This window comes from Candidatus Nitrospira neuquenensis (assembly GCF_979578155.1).
In genome coordinates this window covers 109,872-127,471 of the sequence record NZ_CEFZDU010000035.1, presented here as the reverse complement: position 1 = coordinate 127,471, position 17,600 = coordinate 109,872, and the positions used below count along the sequence as shown (strand labels likewise).

14 protein-coding genes and 2 tRNA genes are annotated in these 17,600 nt (G+C 69.0%); 3 read left to right on the top strand and 13 right to left on the bottom strand.

Features of this window, described 5'->3' with window-relative positions:
• Positions 1-97 precede the first annotated feature (97 nt).
• Positions 98-934 carry a response regulator gene (locus tag AC1U7O_RS13870; RefSeq protein WP_479895411.1) on the bottom strand — a complete coding sequence of 279 codons (837 nt, stop codon included), beginning with the start codon at positions 932-934 and terminating at the stop codon, positions 98-100.
• 244 nt (positions 935-1,178) lie between these two features.
• On the opposite strand from AC1U7O_RS13870, the gene AC1U7O_RS13865 reads away from it, so the two are divergent.
• On the top strand, positions 1,179-1,946 hold the full coding sequence (locus AC1U7O_RS13865; RefSeq protein WP_479895409.1) for a LuxR C-terminal-related transcriptional regulator: 768 nt from the start codon (positions 1,179-1,181) through the stop codon (positions 1,944-1,946).
• A 188-nt stretch (positions 1,947-2,134) separates the two neighbouring features.
• Here AC1U7O_RS13865 and AC1U7O_RS13860 read toward each other — a convergent pair whose 3' ends face one another.
• The 8 genes from AC1U7O_RS13860 to AC1U7O_RS13825 form a co-directional block, all read right to left on the bottom strand.
• The gene (locus AC1U7O_RS13860) at positions 2,135-3,142 is read right to left on the bottom strand and encodes a hypothetical protein (RefSeq protein WP_479895408.1); all 1,008 of its coding nucleotides are present in this window, start codon (positions 3,140-3,142) and stop codon (positions 2,135-2,137) included.
• Positions 3,143-3,210: 68 nt separating this feature from the next.
• Positions 3,211-4,185 carry a formylglycine-generating enzyme family protein gene (locus AC1U7O_RS13855; RefSeq protein WP_479895407.1) on the bottom strand — a complete coding sequence of 325 codons (975 nt, stop codon included), beginning with the start codon at positions 4,183-4,185 and terminating at the stop codon, positions 3,211-3,213.
• A 3-nt stretch (positions 4,186-4,188) separates the two neighbouring features.
• Positions 4,189-5,058 carry a formylglycine-generating enzyme family protein gene (locus AC1U7O_RS13850; RefSeq protein ID WP_479895406.1) on the bottom strand — a complete coding sequence of 290 codons (870 nt, stop codon included), beginning with the start codon at positions 5,056-5,058 and terminating at the stop codon, positions 4,189-4,191.
• Positions 5,059-5,196: 138 nt separating this feature from the next.
• The gene (locus AC1U7O_RS13845) at positions 5,197-6,147 is read right to left on the bottom strand and encodes a carboxypeptidase-like regulatory domain-containing protein (protein ID WP_479895405.1); all 951 of its coding nucleotides are present in this window, start codon (positions 6,145-6,147) and stop codon (positions 5,197-5,199) included.
• Between the two features lie 290 nt (positions 6,148-6,437).
• Positions 6,438-11,369 (bottom strand): multicopper oxidase domain-containing protein, encoded by a 4,932-nt coding sequence (locus AC1U7O_RS13840; RefSeq protein WP_479895404.1) that lies wholly within the window; start codon positions 11,367-11,369, stop codon positions 6,438-6,440.
• A gap of 454 nt (positions 11,370-11,823) precedes the next feature.
• Positions 11,824-14,370, bottom strand: coding sequence for a hybrid sensor histidine kinase/response regulator (locus AC1U7O_RS13835; RefSeq protein ID WP_479895403.1), 2,547 nt, complete (start codon positions 14,368-14,370; stop codon positions 11,824-11,826).
• 56 nt (positions 14,371-14,426) lie between these two features.
• Positions 14,427-14,762: a hypothetical protein gene (locus tag AC1U7O_RS13830; protein ID WP_479895402.1), complete on the bottom strand. Its 336-nt coding sequence runs from the start codon at positions 14,760-14,762 to the stop codon at positions 14,427-14,429.
• Between the two features lie 87 nt (positions 14,763-14,849).
• Positions 14,850-14,926 (bottom strand) — tRNA-Met (locus tag AC1U7O_RS13825).
• A gap of 216 nt (positions 14,927-15,142) precedes the next feature.
• On the opposite strand from AC1U7O_RS13825, the gene AC1U7O_RS13820 reads away from it, so the two are divergent.
• Positions 15,143-15,406 carry a Trm112 family protein gene (locus AC1U7O_RS13820; protein WP_479895401.1) on the top strand — a complete coding sequence of 88 codons (264 nt, stop codon included), beginning with the start codon at positions 15,143-15,145 and terminating at the stop codon, positions 15,404-15,406.
• A 38-nt stretch (positions 15,407-15,444) separates the two neighbouring features.
• On the opposite strand, the gene AC1U7O_RS13815 is transcribed toward AC1U7O_RS13820, so the two are convergent.
• The 4 genes from AC1U7O_RS13815 to AC1U7O_RS13800 form a co-directional block, all read right to left on the bottom strand.
• On the bottom strand, positions 15,445-15,609 hold the full coding sequence (locus AC1U7O_RS13815) for a hypothetical protein (RefSeq protein WP_479895400.1): 165 nt from the start codon (positions 15,607-15,609) through the stop codon (positions 15,445-15,447).
• Positions 15,610-15,783: 174 nt separating this feature from the next.
• Positions 15,784-16,026 (bottom strand): hypothetical protein, encoded by a 243-nt coding sequence (locus AC1U7O_RS13810; protein ID WP_479895399.1) that lies wholly within the window; start codon positions 16,024-16,026, stop codon positions 15,784-15,786.
• Between the two features lie 41 nt (positions 16,027-16,067).
• Entirely contained in the window at positions 16,068-16,436 is a 369-nt protein-coding gene (locus AC1U7O_RS13805) for a hypothetical protein (RefSeq protein ID WP_479895397.1), read from the bottom strand.
• A gap of 78 nt (positions 16,437-16,514) precedes the next feature.
• Positions 16,515-16,844 (bottom strand): hypothetical protein, encoded by a 330-nt coding sequence (locus tag AC1U7O_RS13800; protein ID WP_479895396.1) that lies wholly within the window; start codon positions 16,842-16,844, stop codon positions 16,515-16,517.
• A 144-nt stretch (positions 16,845-16,988) separates the two neighbouring features.
• Between AC1U7O_RS13800 and AC1U7O_RS13795 the strand changes: the two genes are divergently transcribed.
• Positions 16,989-17,063 (top strand) — tRNA-Gly (locus AC1U7O_RS13795).
• The last annotated feature ends 537 nt before the right edge of the window (positions 17,064-17,600 follow it).

The following is a 17,600-nucleotide window of genomic DNA, read 5'->3' as shown; positions in this document are numbered from 1 at the left end:
GTTCCGACACCCGAACGCGCCTCCGCCGGGCGGGGTCCCGCGCCCCGCCCGCCGAGACGATCGCCCGCGCACGCGGCGGGCCGAGGCGCGGCCGAGATCAGGCACCGGCGTCAGGCCCGAGCGTCTCCACCAGCGCCCGCCGCAACTCGCCCAGATCCCGGGACTTGAACGTGGTCTTGGTTTTCGCGAGGACGTCGACCGCCCGTTGCAGGGCCCCCTCATAGCGGATCCTCCGGGGGCAGTGGATCGCCAGGCAGAGGTCCGTCGGTCGGTGCCCGAGCCCCGCCCGTCGGCTGCCCTCCAGCGCAGCCCTGAGGCTCTCCGCCACCAGGCCGAGCAGTTGCGTCGTCTGGGCCCGAAGGTGCTCGACCATCGCCGCCGCCGCCGCGCCTCCCGAGAGCCCCTCGCCGCTCAGCAGCGAACGCTCCAGCCGGTCCATCGCCGCCCCCCACGCGTGCATGTCCTCGCGGACGCGACGCAGGACCCGCAGGAGCCTGCCCTTGCCGATCGCCGTGCCGACGGCCTCGACCAACAGGCGCTCGTCCAGCGGCTTGACGAGATAGTCCTCCACGGACAGGCGGACCGCCTCGATCGCGGTCTCGAGGGACGGATAGCCCGTGATGACGATGACGGGCACGGAGGGCTCCCGACTCCGATGGACCTCTAGGTACGCCAGGGTCGCGCTGTCCGGCAGGTTGATGTCGGTGAGGAGCAGGTCGTAGGCATGGGACGCCAGGGCTTCCGTGGCCTCGGCGGCCGTCCCGACGCCATCGCACAGGTATCCCGCCCTCCTGAGACAGTCGCAGAGAAACCGGCGGACGGGCTCATCGTCTTCGGCGATGAGCACGCGCCCCCACTTGCCGACCGAAGACTCCAGGGCGGCGACGGCGGACCGAACGCCGTGTCCCTCGGAACCCGCGCCATCCCTCGCCATCGTGATCGGGCCTCCACTCATCCGCGCCCCCTTCGCTGCGCCCGCGATGTCCAAGGCGTTATCGGTCGCCGAGGGAGAAACCTGACGGGAAGAACCACGCGCCGAAGCCGCGCGACACCACGCGATCACGGCGGCGCGGCAAACCCGCGGCGCCGTCGGGCTTGCATTGAACCGGACTCTCATGTACCTTGCGGCCACCCCGGCCTTCCGGTAGCGACCGGCCGGCGGACCACGACGGTGGCCCATGTCTCGCCCCCCCAAGCCCCGGTCTCGGGAATCCACGCTGCTGGCGTTCCTACAGGCGTCTCTCGATCACGCGCTGGGGTCGGCCCGGGAAGTGCTGCACCCCTCCGTCTACCAGCGGTTCCTCCGCCAGATCGGCGAGCGGATCGGCCGCGAGGCGTACCGGGCGCTGCCCGGGGAGGAGCGGCCCGCCCTGCCCGTCTCGTCGAAGGACTACCTCCGGTTCGTCTCCTGTCTCACGCAACAGGCGGGCTGGGACTGCGCGGTCCGGGAGGCGACCGAGGAGGCCGTCACGCTCAGCGTGCCCGTCTGTCCGTTCGGGCAGCTCCCGCACGCGGACCCGTCCATCTGCCACCTGGAGGCCGGAATGCTCGGCGGCGTGGCCGCCGACCTGTTCGGCCAGAGCAAGGTGTCTATCCAGCGCGACGAGGGCGAGACGCCGACCCACTGCCGGCTCACGGTCTATCTGGGCGAGACTCAGGCGAGCCGAGCGGCGGAGGGCCTGCTCTATCCGGCCGATGAGGCTCGGCCGAACGCGCAGGCGCTCCCCCCGCGGCTCGAAGCCCGGCTGGCGGAGCTCAGCCGCCGGGAGCGGGAGGTGTTTCGCCTGCTCGGGGAGGGGTTGTCCAACCAGGACATCGCCGACGCGCTGCGCCTCAGCGTGCGGACCGTCGAGGGACACATCAATCGGCTGCGCGGCAAGCTCAAGGTCCGCGGCCGGGCCAACCTGACCTATCTCGCCGTCCGCCACCGGCTGCGCTCATCCTAGCCCGCATGATTCATGAACGCTTGTACGGCAACCGCGGATTCGCGGCTGCGACAAGCCGGCAGGCGACTGCCATGCATGCTGGCGGGCGGGCTCGCCGCTTCGTTCGCACTCCCGGCCGTGCCGCGTCCGCGCGCGGCCGTCGCCGCGCGCGGGCGGGTCCGCCCGATCGGCTCGCGATGACGGGGGCTTCAGCGGAAGGGGGTGTCGGGCGCCGGCGGATCGCCGGCGGCGCAACCGCCCGGCGTCATGTAGAGGAGGTAGTTGCCCATGCCGTGGTTGACGCGGGCGTCCTGCAGTGGCCGGTGATGGACCATGAGGATGTCGTACTCGTGGCTCGTCGTCACATCGAAGCCCCGCGCGTCCCGGAAGATCTGGTGCGGGGGGAAGGCGCGGAAGGCGCCGTCGGGGTCCACGTCCGGGACGGTGCGCAGCAGGGTCCGGCGGGCGGTCTTGTCCTCCAGCGCGATGAGCAGGACCTGGTCGTGGCCGTGCGGGTAGGCGAACCGCACGCAGCCGTCCATCGTGAAGCGGAGCGGCGCCCGGTCCACCTGGACGCCCGGGCGGACCTCGATGCCCTCGTCGGTCTCGTCGCTCCGGCGCTTCGAGAACTGGCTGTAGCAGACGACGTTGACGCCGACCTGGTAGACCTCCATCGGCCGGACCGCCGTCCCCTTGGGCGCCATCTCCATCGTGAAGCCGGCCATGACGTCCTTGGTCGGCGGGGCGCCGTGGTAGAAGGCGACGATCGCCATCACCTTCTGGCCCTTGGCCAGGGGCACGCCGTACCCCTCCGGGAACCGCGCCTCCGCCATCTCCATGCCGGCGCCGGCGAAGAAGAGGGGCTCGCCCGGACAGGAGCGGCTCTCCCGGCTGAGGTTGATGAGCAGGATGTGGTGGAGGTATTGACGGGGGAGCGGCGTCCCGTCCTTCGTGAAGACGGCGGCCTTGAAGGCGACCAGCGCCATGTCCTCCGGCACCTCGAAGACGTGCTTCGGCAGGCTGGCCGCGAGTTCGCCCTCGTGCGCCGAGGGGAGGTCCACCGGCCCGAAGGTCACGGTCAGGCGGTTGTCGGCGTAGGTCACGACCGTGGTCGGCCGGCCCTCGAGCTGCGGCACCGCCGGCGCGCCGCGCCCCTCGTGCTCGCCGTGCGCCCGGGCCGGCCCGGCGGAGAGGAGGACCAGGGCCGCCGCGATCATCGCCGCCGCGGCCCCGGCTTTCGATCCGCCCGCCCGCGGTCGCTGGTGCCCGGTCTCCACGCGCCCCGTCACGGCCGCCCGCCGGGCCGGGCCTCGGAGACCTGTTGCGGCGCGGCCGGTACGTCGCGCGCGCAGCGGAAGCCCAGCCAGTTCATCTTCGTGTTCGGGTCGGTCCCGTTGCGCATCGCCGCCCGCATCGTCGTCGTGCTGTCGATCCAGCCGCCGCCGCGGAAGGCCTTCTGGGTGCCCCGCTCGGGGCCCTTGGGGTTCCGGTCCGGCCCGGTCTTGTAATAGTCCTTGTCGTACCAGTCGGCGACCCACTCCGCGACGTTGCCCAGCATCTGGTGGACGCCGTAGGGGCTCACGCTGTTCTCGTACTTGTCCACGGCGATGATCGGCGGATAGAGCATGAGCCGCTCCGGGCGGTCGCGCACCGGCCCGGAGAGGCCGGAGCGGCCGAAGTTGGCGCGGCTGAGCCCGGCCGGCTGGTCGCCCCAGGGGTTGATCCGCCCGTCCTGGCCGCGCGCGGCCTTCTCCCACTCCGCCTCGGTCGGCAGCCGCTTGCCCGCCCAGCGGCAGTAGGCGTCGGCGGCGGCCCAGGTCACGTGCATGACCGGATGGTGGGCCATGGCCTCCTGGAAATTGCCGCCGTCGTAGCGCCAGTCCACCTGGGGCTTGCGGTCGGTCGCGAGCACAAACCGCAGGTACTGGAGCGCGCTGACCTCGTACTTGTCGATCTCGTAGGCGTCGAGCCAGACGCGACGCTGGGGGAGCTCGGAGGGGTAGGCGTTGCGGTCCACCTTCCGGTCGCTGCCCATGAGGAACCAGCCGGCGGGGACGAGCACCATCTCATCCTTGACCGGCCAGGCGGCGGCCCGCTCCCGCGCGAGCTTCTTGCCCTCCGGCGTCCACTCGGCCGTGATGACGTCCGCCACGTCCAGCCCCCAGGCCAGGCTCGCCACCGCGAGGGCCACGGCGCCGGCCAACAGGACGTTGACCAGCCGGTTGATCGTCGAGCGATGTTGCCGGTCCTGTACGGGCATGACTCACCTCTCCTGTGACTTCGCACACCGAAACCCGATGAGGTAGCTCCGATGGTCGGGCGCGGCGGCGTTGCGGCCGGCCGAGCGCGCCACCTCGGGGTCCTCGTTCCACGAGCCGCCGCGGAAGACCCGGTCTTCGCCCCGGGCGGGACCCGGCGGGTTCACGGCCGGTCCGCGCCGGTAGTACTCGGGGTCGAACCAGTCGGCCACCCACTCGGCGACGTTCCCGGCCATCTGGTAGACGCCGTAGGGGCTGACCCCGCGGTCGTACCGGTTCACGTTGGCGAGCGGCGGATACTTCGTCCCCCGCTTGGAGCCGGGATGGGCGATGTTGCTCTTGAGCCACCCGGCGGGCTCGTCGCCCCAGGGGAAGATACGGCCGTCGGTCCCCCTCGCCGCCTTCTCCCACTCGGCCTCGGTCGGCAGGCGCTTGCCCGCCCAGCGGCAGTAGGCGTCGGCCTCACGCCAGCTCACGCCGATCACCGGATGCCAGGCCATCTTCTCCGGGAAGGGATCGGCCCGCCAGTAGGGCGGCCAGGGCACCCCCGTCGCCAGGACGAACCGGAGATAGTGGACGTTGCTGACCTCGTAGCGGTCCAGTGCGAAGGCGTCCAGGTAGACCCACCGCTGGGGCCGCTCCTGCGGGCCGGCGTCCGGGTCCCGGCGCGGGTCGCTCCCCATCAGGAACCGGCCGGCCGGGATCGTCACCATCCCCTCGGGCGCCTCCATGACGGCCAGCCGCTCGGCTTCGAGCAGCGGCGCCCAGGGTTCGCGGAGGACCTTCTCGTGATCGGCCAGGGCGAGGCCAGCAGCCGCGATGCACCCCACCAGGACGAACGCCGGCCCGAGCTTCTGTAACCCTCGGCCTCCCATTGCCGCGTAGGCTTCAGCCGTCAGCCTCGGGCCCTCCTCCGTCACCCCGGCGAACGCCGGGGTCCAGTCCCGGTTCTGGATTCCGGCGTTCGCCGCGATGACAGGGCCGACGGTTGAGTGCTAACGGCTTCCCCAGCCTCACCGCTCCTGCTTCTCGACCATCGGCTCGATCTCCTTCTTCGTTTCCTCCGTCACGTTGTAGCGGACGTAGTCATGTTCGAGCACCTCGTTGGCGTAGAGGCGCCCGGTCGGGGCCGGGACCGCGATGTCGGCCTCCACGGTGCCCTTCGGGCCGACCGTGACCGTCCGCTCGACCCTGGTGCGGACGTAGGGATGCCAGACGACGAGCTGGTAGGTGCCCGGTGGCACGTCGGTGATCGTGAACCGGCCCTGCTCGTCCGTCTTGGCGAAGTAGGGGTTGTACACCGCCACGCCCCAGCTCTCCATGTAGGCGTGGAAGCCGCATTGCATGACGAAGACCCGGCGCCCCTTGCTGAGGTTGACCAGTTGCTTCATCGGCGCGCCGGCCATATGCCGGTGGTACAGCGCGGCCTCGCTGCGGTCCTTGAAGTTGCGCGGGTGTTGCGGGTTCATCGGCAGCGGCACGTTGAACAGCACGCGCGCGCCCAGATGCGACGTTTCATAGGCCTGGATGTCGTGCATGACGGGGTCCATGTTGACCACCGTCACCGATTGATCGTCCCGCACGACGGTCGTGAAGGGAAGGAACAGGCAGTCTCTCGCCTCGATCTGCGGCACGCCCCCCTCCGGGAAGGGCTTCCCCCGGTCGATGCCCTCCAGGAAGACCACGACCTCGCGGAACTCGCCGGCCGGGCCGACGTTGAACGGCTGCAGGATGCGCCAGCCCCGCCCGTCGGAGATGCGCCCGCAATAGAAGGGGTCCGGCAGTGTGGTCAGGTTGTAGCCCTTGGGCTTGGGCACCTCGCCCGACAGGGTCACGCGCCCGGTCACGGTGCCGCCGTCCGGGACAGCGACTTCCTCGTAGGCCACCGCAGGCCCCGCGCCCGGCCCGGTCAGCGACCAGGCCGTGATGAGTCCACAGATGAACGATGCTTTGCGAATACGCATGCCGGCCTCCACGGTAAAAAGTGATCGGTGATCGGCCCTCCGGCCCTCGGCCGTCGGCCTCCAGTCCTCCCATTGTAAGGGTTGACGACCGGCGCTTGCTAGCCCGCCTCATGCATGAGCGCTTCTGCTGCAACCGCGGATTCGCGGTTCCATGTGCCCCTCTCGCGACGCGACCCCACGGTTTCGCGACGAACCGTCATGGATCATGCGGGCTGGAGGGTTGAGACGAAACGGGGGAGCCGCGTTGTTCTGCGGCTCCCCCGTCCCGTCGTCACGCGGTCACGACGCCCTTACTTCATCGCGGTCGGGATCGCCCGGCCGTCCTGCGACGGGGCCTCGGCGCTCTTGACCCCCGCCGCGCCGCCGGTCAGCGGCAGGATCCGCTGATCGCCGGGAGGCAGCACCCGGAAGTACCCCCACTGCCCGGACTGCGTGTAGGGCAGCCGCTGGTTGGACCAGACGTAGTCGCCGACCAACCGGGCCGGGCCGCCCGCGCCACCGCGCAGGAAGACGTCCAGCGTCTCGGAGCCGGAGTACTCGACCACGCTGATCATGTCGGCGCCCGGCATGTAGGGCTCGATCGGCCACTCGTGGCCCTCGACCGAGAACATGCCGTTCTGCTCGTTGTTGGCGCCGATCACGTGGATCCGGACCGCGTCGCCCGCGTGCGCTTCGATCAGCGGCGTGATCGGATCCTCCGGCGCGTCCACCTTGCAGGGCATGAACACCTTGTCCAGGTTACAGCCCTGTTCCTCGCGGAACTTGTAGGGCTCCGACCGGTAGTTGACCGCCGTCAGGCCCGCCACGTTCTGCACGTAGGGCATGAAGGCCGTCCCGATGATGTTGTCCTCGTCCTGGAAGAAGAGGGCGACGTCCCGGTAGTTGGCCTTGCCCGCGTTCTCCGGCAGGCTCCGGTCCACGATCACGTCCGCGCGCCAGGCGTTCTTCTGGGACAGATCCTCGCCGGTCACCGGGTCCCGGTACTGGGAGCCCCGCGGCCCGACGATCACCGCCCCGAACAAGCCGTTGCGCGGGTTGGTCACGATGTTCCCGCCGTCCCACACCAACGACGTCGTCTCCTTGTTGTCCGGATGCGCGTAGAAGGTGTAGGTGCGGCTGCCGCCCGGCGCCACGGTCTGATCGCCGGGATTGTTGCCGACGTTCAGGCCCTGGCTGTCCTTCGGGTTGAAGGCCAGGCCCGGCGCGAAGAAGGACGCCTTGCTCTTGGCCATCTTGTTCTTCAGGTTGACCTTGATACAGTCGCCCAGGTTGACGCGGAGCGTCAGCGGACTGGGCATCACGCCGCCGGCCACCTTCGTGGCCTCCTCCTCGAGGGCGAAGATCTTGCCCTCGGGGACCGTCATCTCGATCTTCCGCTCGAAGTCCACCTCGATCGCATCCGGCGCCTTCGGGTTCAGCTTCAGCGGGCGGTCCATCGCCACCACGTTGAAGGTCTTCACCGGCGCATCGGCCGGACAGACCGAGGACGGCACGGGCGGGATCCCCGCCGGTTTGGTGCCGGTCGGGAGCGGCTGCAGATCCGGGACTTCCTTGTCCAGCACGCGGACGATCCCCCACCCTCCCTCGGCGAAGTGCGAGCTCCGGCCGTTGAAGTGGATGTAGTCGCCCGGCATGCCCTGGAAGCCGCCCGCCTTGGTCACCAGGTCATACCGCTCGGCGATCCCGACGTGGATCGAGTACTTCCGATTGGCGTCCCCGGCGAACCGCTCGGTCAAGAAGGTATGCCCGGCGATCGTCCAGACGTGCGACTCGTTCATCAACTGATGCAGCAGACGGAACACCATCGTGTCGCCCACGTACGCCCGCAGCATCGGCGTGTCCGGGTCCCCGTGGATCGCGCTGCTGAAGAGCACCGAGGTGTCCGGGTTGTTCGCCAGCCGCTGCGCGAAGGGCTCGGCGCGGAAGTTGAAGCCGCTGCCCGTCGTGTGCGTGCCCCCGTTGATGTAGGGGTTCGGCGCGTTGAGGATCTTCTCCGGCATCTGGAAGGACACGGTCTTGCCGGCCTCCAGCGCCACTTCGATCGGCTGCCCGGGCGGGTTGCCCGCCTGGATGACGTTCACGGTGTGCGGGACGGTGTCGTGGATGGACACCATCAGCTCGCGGAAGCTCCCGCTCACGCCGTGGCCGATCGGCTCGGTGCCGTGGATGTCCGCGATCGGGCCGCTGTACACCAGCTTCCCGTTCTTGGGGTCATGGTAGGTGCTGCCGAACGGCTCCACGATCGTCACGCCGAACCCGCCGTGCGGCCAGGTCGTCGCGCCGAACGCGTGGTCGTGCCAGAACACGGTGCCGTAGTCCGCGTCCACCCAGTAGCGGTACCGGACGAACTCCGGCGACACGAGGTCGCCCGCCGGGTGGTTGTGCTTCAACGGCTTGAAGAAGGTGACCGTGTCCCCCTTGATCTCCTTGATCCGGGCGACTTCCGAGCAGCTCCGGTCCCGCGGCAGCGAGGCCGTGGGATCGTTGCCCTTCTCCAGGCAGTCCATGCCCACCATCACTTCGGTGTTCACGTGGAACTTGGTCGCGCCCGGCGCCATCTCGATCTTGACCGACGTGGCGCCGGCCCGGGCTCCGCCGACGAGCTTGGCCACCATCGGAGCCGGCAGTCCGTGCTTCGTCTTCTTGCCCCACATGGTGAAGGGGCGCACCGACATCTCGTACTCGAACCCCGAGATCACGCCGTCCGAGTTCCCCGTGTCGAACTGGAAGAAGTGGGGGTGGATGTTGATCTTGGACGACTGGAAGTTGGTGAAGTCGTCGTCGTCCCACTCGCTGGTGAGGATCGTATCCACGCAGTCATACACGTTGGCGCGCAGGACCGCGGGGTACTTCAGGTCGTCGTTGGCCCGGACCAGCCGCTCCTCCTCGTGGTGCACGTAGATCAACCCGTCCTTGTCCGTGATCGCCGGCTCGTTGCCCTGCTTCTTGGACAGGGTGATCGGCAACCGGATGAAGTGCAGGTTGTTCACCTTGGGAACGTTGGCGTTGTTCGGGCACAGGCTCCACGGACCGTTCTCGCCGGGCTTGGCCGGCTCGCTCGTCCGCTCGCCGTTCTCGTCCTGGTGGATCGGCTCCAGCCACGGCGCGCCGCTGTGGTTCGCGGAGAAGGGCACGCGCTTGCCGAAGTGCGGCTTGAAGAGCGGCCAGGCCATCTTGCCCGTCACCGGGTCGAACAGGATCGGCGGCCTCGTGCTGTCGTCCCACTTCGCGGCGGCCGGGTACTTCGGGTTCTTGGCCGTGCTCTCGCGCTCGCCCTTGGCGACATCGCCGTCCCACTTCCAGTCCCAGACGGTGGCGTCGTAGGCCATGATCTGGCCGCGCTCGTCGTCCGTGTGGCCGGGCTTGCCCTGGGCCGGGACGAACATCTCGACCCAGTCCTTGATGTTGACGATCGCCGGCTCCGCCTTCCAGTTGCTCTTCTGCTTGCGGTCCACGATCTTGAACTTCTTGCCGAACCAGTCCACGGTCGTCCCGATCAGCTTGTCGGACGTCACGCCGACCTTCACCCGGCCCTGGCGGTCCGGCAGCTCCCGCATGTCCGGCATCGTGTCGGTGTGGGCCGCGCCGACCTGCAGCGTGTTGTAGAACCGGGCGTAGCCCCACATCCCGGCCACGTAGTGGTGCGCCACGTGGCAGTGGAAGAGAAACTCGCCGGCCAGGTGCTGACAGCCGCCGCCGCCGCACTCGGGCTCCAGGTCCAGCGCCTCGGAGGGCCCGATCACCTCGACGTCCACGCGGTCGGACTTGGTCCGGACCACCGGGTACTTCACCGGGCCGTCCTGGCCCAGGTACCAGTGCTCCGTCTGGTCCGCGCGCGGGCTCCGCTGCCAGCGGATGGACCCGCTGTGGGGATGGTGGGAGTGGAACACCTCGGACCCGCCGTGCACGAGCCGCCACTTGACCGGGTCGCCCAGGTAGCCGCGGGGAATGGTCGTCGGCGCATCGCCGAACGTATAGGCGCTGTAGGCCAGCGACTCGTCCTCGAAGCCGTAGTACTCGTGCTGCAGGTGCATCTGGTCGATGCCGAAGGGCTCGCTGCGGTAGTTCAGCGCGCGGCCGCCCGGGCGGTAGGCGTCGGTGAGCGGATCGCGCTGCGGCAGGAAGTCGCCCTTCTTGTTCAACGGGCGAAACGCCTCGTCGCCGACCTCGTGGTAGAACAGCACGAACTCGCGGAAGTCGGGACCGGAGGCGTTGTCGATCATGACCTGCCAGCCGCTGTCGGTCTCCGGCGCCGCCCCCGTGCCGAGCGGGTCGAGGTACTTGGCGCCCTTCGGCTCGACGACGAAGGCCCCGAACAGGCCCAGCACCGTGAGCTCGCGGTCATGGCTGTAGGAGTGGAACTGGCGGACGCCCTCCTGGGTGTCGGGGCCGATGTACCACTCCAGCTCGACCGACTTGCCCGGCTCGACGACCGAATCCGGGTTCGTCGTCGTCGCCGCCTTCCCGGTGGCGCTCACGATCATGCCGGCCGACTGGATGTGCAGGCTGCCCGACTCGCCCTCCATCTGGTTACGCAGGGTGATCTTCACGCAATCGCCCTGGTTGGCCCGGATGACGAGGGGCTGGATCATGTCGCCCTGGAGGCCCGTGCTGACCGCGCCGGGGTCGAACCCTTCCTTCTCGCGGGCGGCCTTGTTCTTCGCCTCCTCCGCGCGGACCTTGTCCACGTTCTTGGTCAGGACGTACATGTAGCCGGGGTAGAAGTCGAGCCACCGGTTCAGGGTGATCTCGACGTTGATCATCGAGATGTCGTAGTGCTTCAACGGCGCGGCGGCGGGGCAGCGCCCGCCCTTCGCCGACACCGGCTCGATCTTGCCGTCCGACATGAGCAGGAAGCTGGAGCCGTCCTGGCCCATGTACTGGTGCATCATCGACATGCCGTTGAACGCGCCGGAGGTCTGCTGCGCCCGGGCGTCCTGCGCCATCTGCTCCTCCATGCGGCGCATGATCCGGTGGTGCTGCAGCTCCAGCGTCTCGGACCGCCCGGCCCGCCCTTCCAGCGCATCCTCGACGCGCGTTTGGGCCTTGAGCGCCTCGGCCCAGTTCGGACCGGAGACGGGCGTCGCCTGATGCCGATGCTGGCCCTCCCCCTCCGCAAACACCAACGGCGCCGCGACCAGCATGCCGGCCAGCGCCGCCGCCTGCAGGCCGCCCACCAGTCGCCCGGCGTGCCGTCTGCGCCACTGCTCCAACCAACTCATGGCAAGGCCTCCTTTCTGATGATCAGAAACCGCGCGCGCGGCGAGGGGTGAGCGGGGAGCCGACTCCGGCCTGTGTGCTCCTCGCCCCTTGCCTCGTGCCGCCCGCCTGCGTCGTTAAGGGCTGGTGGAGGGCCCCCCTCACGGAGGGTTCGGGGTCGTCGGAGGCCGGTCCTAACTTCCCTTCCCTCCACCAGCGTCTTTCCGCGTCTGTGGTCCATCGCCTCTCGTGTGAAACGGAGTCCAAGACGTATGCCCGCCACCCTACCGCGCGCGCCTTGATCCCGCCTTGACCGGCGCTTGACGCCGGTATGATTGTTGTCATGGGCGGGCCTAGGCCTTTCGGTCCAGAAAGGGCGGCCGACGAGCGGATAGGAATTCGGAGAAACTCGAAGCGGTTGGGGTGGCAGTCGTCCCACCCCCTACGGCGTGGGGGGTGGGGGGGCGGCCGTGCGGTTCAGCGGTCCGTGGGTTCGGCCGAGTCGCGCTCGACCAGTCGGGCGAAACAGGCGGGACAGAGGCGGCGGCCCGCGGCCTTGGAGGCAGAGACCACGTCGAGCGGCCCGCCGCCGCAGACGGAACAGATCGCCGTGCGCGGCGGCGCCTCGAGCACCTCCCGCACCGTCCGCAAGAGCTCCTCGGGCTCGAAGGGCTTGGGGAGAAAGTCGGCGTCCATCGGCAGACCCATCGCCTGGAGCGTCGGCACGTCGGTGGTGCCGGAGATGTAGAGCACCCGCAGGGCCGGATGGGCGGCGCGGAGCACACGCGCCAGCTCCAGGCCGCCCATGCCCGACATGACGAGGTCCGTGACGAGCAGATGCAGCGGCGCTCCATGCCGCTCTGCCGCCTCCAGGGCCTCCTTGGCCGAGGCGGCCTCGATCACGGTGTAGCCCTGCGCGGTGAACACCTGCCAGAGCAGGCCCCGAACCGGCTGATCGTCTTCCACCAGCAGGACCGTTTCCGTCCCCTGCGGCAATTCCCTGGCAGCCTGGACCCTCCGGCGCTCCTCCGGCGTCTCGGCGGCCCGCGGCAGGTGGACCTTGACCACCGTGCCCCGGCCGGGCTCGCTGTCCACGGCGATCCGCCCCTCGTGCCGCGTCACGATGCCGTACACGGTCGACAGGCCGAGGCCGCTCGCCCGGCCGTTCGTTTTGGTCGTGAAGAAGGGCTCAAGGCAGTGGGTCTTCACGAAGTCGTCCATCCCGACGCCCTCGTCGGCGACCTCGAGGAGGACGCAGGCACCGGGGTTGAGGCGGAGGTGCCGCTCGACGGCGGGGGCGGCCAGCTCTACGGCGGAGGTCCGGATGGTCAGCGTCCCGCCGTCGGGCATGGCCTCGCCGGCGTTGAGGCAAAGGTTGATGAGCACCTGCTCGAGCTGTGTCGCGTCGGCCATGACCGTCATCGGCGCGGGCGCGAGGTCGAGCACCAGGGTGACCCGATCGCCCACGAGCGCACGCAGCGTGGGCGCCTGTGCGGCGATCAGCCCGTTGAGGTCGAGCGGGACCGGCCGGTGCGGCTGCTTGCGGCTGAAGGCCAGCAACTGCTGGGCGAGGCCGGCCGCCCGCCGGGCGGCCTGCACCAGCTCCTCCATCCGGCGGTAGGACCCCGTCGCAGGATCCAGCGCCTCCTGGAACAGGCGGGCCTGGCCCAGAATGACGGTGAGCAGGTTGTTGAACTCGTGGCCGATCCCACCGGCCAGCCGACCGATCGCCTCCAGCCGGTGGAGCTGCCGCACTTGTTCCTGGCTCGCCTCAAGCTCCGCCTCGACCTGCGACCGGATGGTCGCCTCGGTTGTCAGCTCTTCCTGCGCCTGCGCCAGCTCCCGGCCGCGCTCCTCGACGCGCTGATCGAGCCGAGCCTGTGCCTGCGTGAGGGCCTCTTCCACGCGGATGCGGTCGGTGATGTCCACGGCGAAGACGATGACGCCGGCCACCTGGCCCCGCTCGTCGCGGAAGGGAAGTCTGTCCGTACGGAGCCAGCGCTTCTCGCCGTCGGTGCCCTGGTAGGGCTCGACGATCCCGAGCTTGGGTTTGCCGGTGCGGATGACCTCCAGGTCGTCCTCGTGGTACTTTGCCGCCTCCTCCGGGTACAGCTCGTCGGCAGACTTGCCTTCCAGTTCTTTGACGCTCAGGCCGACCGATTGGGCGGCCGGCTCATTGGCGCGCAGGATCCGGTTCTCCGCGTCCTTGTACCAGATCATCGCCGGCACGGAGTCGAAGATTATCCGCTGCTCGCGCTGGTGGCGCCGCAGGTCCTCCTCGGCCTGGTGGCGGTCGGTGACGTCCAGGATGAACCCGACGGCGCGACCCTCGACGCCCCGGAGCCGGGCGGCTCCGACCAGCACCGGCAGCCGGCTTCCGTCCTTGCGGATCAGCGCCTTCTCGACGGGCTTGGCCGTGCCGTGGGACGTGAGCTCGTCGAGGATCATGGCGTCGAGCGGGCGGAACTCCGCCGGCGTCAGCTCGTCCCACCGCAACCGCCCCTCCGCCAGATCGGCGCGGTCGTAGCCGAGCAGCTTGAGGAAGGTGTCGTTGGCGCTCGTGATCCGCCCCCCGAGCTCGAAGCCGAAGAGCCCCACCAGGTTCGACTCCGCCAGCGCCCGGTGACAGGCCTCGCTCTCCGCCTCCGCCCCGGCTTCCACCGACCGCCCCTCCTCCCCCAGCTCGTCCGCGCCGCCGCGCGCCGACTTCCGGAGCAGGAGCGCTGCCGCCCAGACGACGAGGAGGCCGATCAGCCGGTTGAAGCCGGTCGTGGCGGGCGAGGCCCCCGGGGCGGTGAACGCGGGAGCGAGCAAGACCAGGCCGCTGATCGCCGCGGCCGTCCACACCGGAGCCCGGCGGTCCGCGCTCCGGATCGTCAACAGCAACGGGATCAGATAGAAGGCCCAGACCGCCGTCCCCGCGGGCGCGGCCAAGTCCAGCAGGAAGACGCCGGCCAGGAGCACTGCCGGGGTCGGCAGGGCCCGCTTGCGGGTCATGGTCTTGAAGACGTCACCCAGGGCCATTGGATGGCGGCCTCACGGACGGGACGGACGGCGCACCGTGCTATCGGAACACGCCATCAATTGATGGCGCGGGCGGGGGTGCAGCAGGCCTGCTGCACCCACCGGCGCAGCACACGCTCCTCGTCGAACCGGAGGACAGACTCCGAGCAGCTCGCGGTCCCCACCGCCAGGCTCCCCGCCGCGCCCGTGGGCGTGACGTACATCGACGGGGCACCGAATCGGTAGACCCACAGCTCGCCCTTGTCCTGCGTGATCCGGGCCGTGGGAGGCCCCGGGCGCCGCTCGATCTCGGGCTGGGCCTCCCGATCGAGGAGACCGTCGAGGTACTCGGCCCGCCAGGGCGTGCACGCGGACAGCAGCAGACAGACCCCCGGCAGGACGACGCGCATCACGCCCTCTCCTCCTCCATCGGCCTGAAAATGCCAGGGGCCCTGACTTCGGTTAGTCAGGGCCCCTGTACGTCACCGGACCTTCGGAGTTGGTTGCGGGGGAAGGATTTGAACCTTCGACCTTTGGGTTATGAGCCCAACGAGCTACCAGACTGCTCCACCCCGCGGGCGGATAGTAGCAGAGAGGCGCTCGGGCCGTCAAGGTCGCCTCCGGCCCCCACGAGAACAGGTATGACACCCTAGTCAGTCGCCCCAGGACTTGGACGGCATGGCGGGGTCCCTTGATCTTGGGCGCCGATTCCGTTAGGCTCGGGCTCGCGTGGAACCGCCCCGGTCGGTCGGGCCGGACGGTCGGTCGTCCCGCGAAGGAGGGACTCGCCGCGATGGTGAACGTGGATCAGGAACTGCTCGCGATCCTGTGCTGCCCGGACACGAAACAGGACGTCGCCCTGGCGGACGACGCGCTGGTCGCCCGCTTGAACGAACGCATCGCGAAGGGAGAGCTCAAGAACAAGGCGGGGCAGCCCGTCACGGAGAAGCTCGACGGGGGGCTGATCCGGGCGGACCGGAAGGTGCTCTACCCGATCCGCGAGGACATTCCCGTCATGCTGATCGAGGAAGGCATCCCCCTCGAAGGCCTGGCCTGAGCCAAGGGCCTCGCCGCCCCCGCCCAGCCCCGTTGCCCTCACGGCAGGAACAGCCGCACCTCCGGCCGGTCCCGCTCCGTCTTCGAGCCGGTCGACGTCCCGCACTGCGCGCAGCGGTATTCGTAGAGGTTGCCGGTGGGCAGCACCAGCAGCAGCCGCTCGCGGGTCGGCGTGGCCTGCCGGCAGGTGGGACAATAGAGCAACGAGGCCTGAAACGACCCGAATTGGTCGGCCCGGGTCGGCCGTCCCTCGGGACCCGGGGTGAAGCTCCGACGGGCGGACGAGGCGGGGGGGACCGGGAATTTGCCTCTCCACGGCGGTTGCGAGGTCATCGGCGACGCTCCGTGCTCCGAATCACGCGGTGACCGAACGGCCGATCACCACGCCTCCTCCCGTTCCCGCTTGCCCTTGCCCCGGTACAGCCACCAGAGGGATCGCAGAAGCTGGACCCCGACGTAGAGCGACAGCCCGATGAGCAGCCCGCGGGCGCCGGCGCCGCCCCAGGACCAGGCCTCCGGCGCGTGCAAGAGCAGTCCCAGGACGACATGCCCTCCCAACCCCAGGCAGAGGGCGAAGACGATCCACTCACGGGCGATCGCGATTTTCCGCGACTGGTCCATGGGTCGGCGGCCGGAGCGGGAGGCGGGACGAATCCCTCGCGTCAGACGGAGCTTTTCGCGGATTCGATCTCCGTCGCGGTGATCAAGCTCGTCAGGTATTGCGAGACGAAGGTGAGCGCTTCCTCGCGCCCGTCGGCGCGCCGGCCCTTCTCCCGCCGCTGCACGGACAGCTCATGCTCGAGGTCGGACTTGACCTCGCTCAACACCCGCTGCAACGAGGAGGGGGTGAGGTTCGCATCCATGTCCTCCAGCTCCTGGCATCGGTCGAGCACCCAGTTCAGCCCCTCGATCCGCCCCTGGTAGCTTTCCTGATCGGCCAGGTCCAGCCGCGCCATCGTCGTGGCGAAGGTCTGCGCTTCATAGACCAGGTTGTAGAAGCTGGTGACGGCCCGCTGCAAAGTCGGATTCATGCTTCTCCTCGCTCAAGGGTAAACGTTGGCTCCATTCTATACGGGGGACCGGCCAAGAACAAGCGGTATTTTCGGCAGTTAGGTGAAAAGGAGGGCGTGGAACTCGGCCATGAAGCCGTAGTAGAGGGGCGCAAAGTCCTTGAGGCTCTGGGGGCTGGTCTCCTTTAAACGCTTGAAGAAGAAGACTTGGTGGCGGGGGTCCAGTTGCTGGAGCAGCTCGCCCAGCTTGGACATCTCGTAGCTGCCGGCCGGCACGCTGAGGATGTAGTGCACGAGGCGCTCGACGAACTGCTCGCCGACGTAATCGCTCGTGATGAACCCCTCGGGAAGCTTGCCGGTGGCGAGAAACTCGTCGAAGGGAATGGCCTGGGCGGCGAAGGGAACGGACGTGGGAGATGGCGTCGTCATCCTCTCCTCGGAGAATCGAGCCCGCGGGGCCCGATTCGGCGCCCACTCTACGCGAAGGCCCGCGCGAGCGTCAAGCCTCGGCCGGCCCGGCTTGACAGGCGGACGGGCCGCCAGTAGAATCGCGGCTCTTCTCGGACTCGGCGAGCGGGAATAGCTCAGTGGTAGAGCATCGCCTTGCCAAGGCGAGGGTCGCGGGTTCAAATCCCGTTTCCCGCTCCAGCCGACCCCCTCCTTCACGGCGCTTCCGCCGCCATCCTGCCCGAGCTTAGCCCGCACGATTCATGACGGTTCGTCGAGAAACCGTGGAGTCGCGTCGCGAGACGGGCGCGTGGAGCCGCGAAGGCCCGAGGCGTACTTGAACCCGTCCGTCGAGGGTCCGAGCGGCGAGCCCGCCCGCCAGCATGCACGGCAGTCGCCTGCTGGCTTGTCGCAGCCGCGAATCCGCGGTTGCAGCAGAAACGCTCATGAATCATGCGGGTTAGGGGGCCTATCCCTTCGCGGAATCCGGCTTCAATAAACCCCTGCGCGACCGTTTGTCTGCGTCTCCCTATCCCCAGAAACAGTGACTATCCTGTGGATAGGTACGACGTTCGGCGCGGCGGACCGGCTTGAGAGGCATCGAGTCGTTACGTTGCCTAGAAATTTGGCATGGATGTCGCCAGCAAATCAATGGGTTCTGCGCCTTGATTCCCGTTGATCCGCCTTCCCCCATACCTTGTATCAAGTAAAAATTTCTCATCGTCTATGCACAGGCTC

Bases quoted from the DNA above. Each gene is read 5' to 3' on its own strand.
- AC1U7O_RS13870 (WP_479895411.1), bottom strand. From the start codon at position 934: ATGGCGAGGGATGGCGCGGGTTCCGAGGGACACGGCGTTCGGTCCGCC.
- AC1U7O_RS13865 (WP_479895409.1), top strand. From the start codon at position 1,179: ATGTCTCGCCCCCCCAAGCCCCGGTCTCGGGAATCCACGCTGCTGGCG.
- AC1U7O_RS13860 (WP_479895408.1), bottom strand. From the start codon at position 3,142: ATGATCGCGGCGGCCCTGGTCCTCCTCTCCGCCGGGCCGGCCCGGGCG.
- AC1U7O_RS13855 (WP_479895407.1), bottom strand. From the start codon at position 4,185: ATGCCCGTACAGGACCGGCAACATCGCTCGACGATCAACCGGCTGGTC.
- AC1U7O_RS13850 (WP_479895406.1), bottom strand. From the start codon at position 5,058: ATGGGAGGCCGAGGGTTACAGAAGCTCGGGCCGGCGTTCGTCCTGGTG.
- AC1U7O_RS13845 (WP_479895405.1), bottom strand. From the start codon at position 6,147: ATGCGTATTCGCAAAGCATCGTTCATCTGTGGACTCATCACGGCCTGG.
- AC1U7O_RS13840 (WP_479895404.1), bottom strand. From the start codon at position 11,369: ATGAGTTGGTTGGAGCAGTGGCGCAGACGGCACGCCGGGCGACTGGTG.
- AC1U7O_RS13835 (WP_479895403.1), bottom strand. From the start codon at position 14,370: ATGGCCCTGGGTGACGTCTTCAAGACCATGACCCGCAAGCGGGCCCTG.
- AC1U7O_RS13820 (WP_479895401.1), top strand. From the start codon at position 15,143: ATGGTGAACGTGGATCAGGAACTGCTCGCGATCCTGTGCTGCCCGGAC.
- AC1U7O_RS13810 (WP_479895399.1), bottom strand. From the start codon at position 16,026: ATGGACCAGTCGCGGAAAATCGCGATCGCCCGTGAGTGGATCGTCTTC.
- AC1U7O_RS13805 (WP_479895397.1), bottom strand. From the start codon at position 16,436: ATGAATCCGACTTTGCAGCGGGCCGTCACCAGCTTCTACAACCTGGTC.
- AC1U7O_RS13800 (WP_479895396.1), bottom strand. From the start codon at position 16,844: ATGACGACGCCATCTCCCACGTCCGTTCCCTTCGCCGCCCAGGCCATT.